2 protein-coding genes and 1 pseudogene are annotated in these 2,720 nt (G+C 60.6%); all 3 read left to right on the top strand.

What is annotated here, in order from left to right:
• Nucleotides 1-456: pseudogene (locus tag JWR14_RS00455) on the top strand (histone deacetylase family protein); the annotation flags it as partial.
• A gap of 201 nt (nt 457-657) precedes the next feature.
• On the top strand, nt 658-2,028 hold the full coding sequence (locus JWR14_RS00450) for an OprD family outer membrane porin (RefSeq protein ID WP_299699444.1): 1,371 nt from the start codon (nt 658-660) through the stop codon (nt 2,026-2,028).
• Nucleotides 2,029-2,046: 18 nt separating this feature from the next.
• On the top strand, nt 2,047-2,720 hold a 674-nt coding region (locus tag JWR14_RS00445; protein ID WP_299699447.1), incomplete at its 3' end, for a carbohydate-binding domain-containing protein.

The raw sequence follows: 2,720 nt of genomic DNA, 5'->3' as shown, positions 1-2,720 counted from the left end.
GACACCGACATGCACCACGGCCAGGGCATACAGGAAATTTTCTACGACCGCAGCGACGTGCTGTATGTCTCCATTCATGGCGACCCGACGAACTTCTATCCGGCCGTAGCGGGCTTCGACGACGAACGAGGCGAGGCGGCAGGCGAGGGTTACAACGTGAATTTGCCGATGCCGCATGGTTCATCGGAGGACGTGTTTTTCGATTCCCTCGATACCGCCGCGCGCGTGCTTGAGCGCTTCCAGCCCGACGTACTAGTGCTGGCGCTTGGCTTTGACATCTACAAGGACGATCCTCAGTCGATGGTCGCGGTGACCACCGAGGGTTTCCGCAAGCTTGGCGCTCAGATCGGCGCGTTGAAACTTCCGACGCTGATCGTGCAGGAAGGCGGATATCACATCGATACGCTGGAGGTGAATGCGCAGGCGTTCTTCGGCGGGTTTGACGCGGCGCGCTAAGGCAAGCGATTCGCTTGTTGGCATGTGTCGGCGGTGCTGGGTTTCCAGCACCGCTTTTTTTTAGCCAAACGACGCTGGTCGAAAACGGTTCTTAACTTTGATCTCTATCCCAAATTAATACCACTTGAATACCAATTTAGGACCGGATAGTCTCCTGCGTTGAGGTGAATTACCAGCGGTAACCGCAACGACGGAGGAGACATGGCAAAGAGCCGATTAATTTGTTTTGCAATACTAACCACAATTTTTGACACATCAGCATGGGCAGCGACCGAGACGCCCGACGCTTTCGAAGACGATGAACTGACGCGCGGCACAACGCGGCCGTGGCGTTCGGAAGAGGTGCCGAGTCTTTTCTCGAAATCGGAAACAACCATCAGTACAACGTTTTATTCGAGAAACCGGCATGCGACTGACCATGCCGGCGATATCCATGTCGATGCGCTCTCGTTGGGCGTGGATTGGCGCTCGGGCTATGCAGCGGGGCCTTGGGGTTTTGTCGGCGCGGATGTATCCGGCTTTACCAATCTGCGGGTTGCGCCGGGCATCGGCCAGTCGGAAGTGCTGTACCACGACTACCGGGACGGCGCCGATAAAACCTATGCCACGCTCGCGCAAGCTGCGCTGAAATGGCGTAGCACGGCGACCGGCGACGGATGGCAAGTGCGCGCCGGCTATACACCCATCAGCGTGGGTACGCTTGGAACGTCGGGTGGCTTGCATTCGCACGCGTACCGCGGCGCGGAGTTGAAGTACCGCGTGGCGGGCTGGGAGGTTGGCTACGGGCTGGCTGACCAGTTTCGCAACGAATGGGACAACCGGTTTCGGCCGATGACCAACGCGTGGCATCAGAATCGCGATCAGTACGACGGCACGGCCAGCCGTATCGACTTCGTGCACAGCGTCGGCGTTCGCTACGAGGCGAATGCCGATAGCTCCGTTGACGCGGGCGTGGGCGAGGGCAGGCGCTATCGCCGCAATGCGCAGGTGGCCGCCACGCGCGCCTGGCGTATCGCCGACAGCGGCACAGTGACCGCGACGGGCTACGCGCTGTGGGGCCGCTATGAAGCGGCGCTTGGGCCGAGCGCCACGCCGCGCAATGAATGGCACGCGAGCACCAGCGTGGCCTACGCCACCGGACCCTTCACGGTCAGTCTGGGTTTTGGCGCTACGCACGCGCCTGACTCCGGCGAGATGAATTTTCGCCTGACGCCATGGGGGAACAGCGACAACCGCAACCAGATCCAGACCTGGGGCCAGCTCGACGACTTCGTCTGGGACGGCACACGGGTGCTCAAGGCAGCGGCCTCCTATCAAATCGGCTCGTATGTCGGCATGCCGGGTCTTGCGGTTGGCATCAGCGGCATCCAGGGATGGGCGATGAAAAACCCGGGGCGCGGCACGACCTCCGCGAACGAGATCGACCTGAGCATGACTTACGACGTGAAGGACGGCCCCCTCAAGGGCGTTGGCCTCGGCGTTTTCCCCGCGCGTCTGCGTACCAACGGCTTCTATGGGAAGTCTGATCGCAACGACGTGAAGATCATCGCGTCGTACAGCAAGACCTTTTGAAGGGATCACATCATGAATCTGAATCGAATCGCCTTGATGGCCGGATTGCTGGCAATGGTGACCACGCTGCCTGTATTTGCCTTGTCTCCTGTTCCTCCTCTTGCTGCGGCACCATCCGCCGACGCGACGTTGACCTCCGTGCTCGCGAGCGATCTCATGTTGCGCGTTTCAATCGATAACAACGACGCGGCGAAAGCAGGCGTGCCGTGTGCCGACCTCGGCGCGGATTCGGGTAGTTGCGCGACCGGTCGCCTGATCCTGGTGAACGAAGGGCTGACGCGAATCACGGGCGACAGCTGGAAGCTGTATCTGCACAGCATCCGCCGTCTCCTGAAGATCGATCATCCTGATTTCGCATTGCGGCACTTGACGGGCGACCTCTACGAATTGACCCCGCGGCCCGGTTCGGTGTCGCTTGGCGCTGGTCAGCGCCTTGAAATTCCGTTCGTCGCAGAATACTGGCTGTTGCGTTATAGCGATGTTTTACCCCGGCCCTATGTTGTCGTGGCGGGTGAGCAGCCGGCTGTGCTCAAACACAACGACACGGACGACGAGACGCGTTACGTCGACCGACTGCCGGACGGTGTACCCACCATCCCTGTGACGCCCGCGCAGAAGCTGCGGCAAATGGTCGAGCGTGGCGAGCCGCTCCCGGCAAAGCAGGTTGCCGCACGCGCATTGCCGTCAGTGAT

This window comes from Caballeronia sp., assembly GCF_028292365.1.
Classification (GTDB): domain Bacteria; phylum Pseudomonadota; class Gammaproteobacteria; order Burkholderiales; family Burkholderiaceae; genus Caballeronia.
Note: the sequence above shows the minus strand (reverse complement) of the source record. Positions and strands in the feature narration are given on the sequence as shown.

Bases quoted from the DNA above. Each gene is read 5' to 3' on its own strand.
- JWR14_RS00450 (WP_299699444.1), top strand. From the start codon at position 658: ATGGCAAAGAGCCGATTAATTTGTTTTGCAATACTAACCACAATTTTT.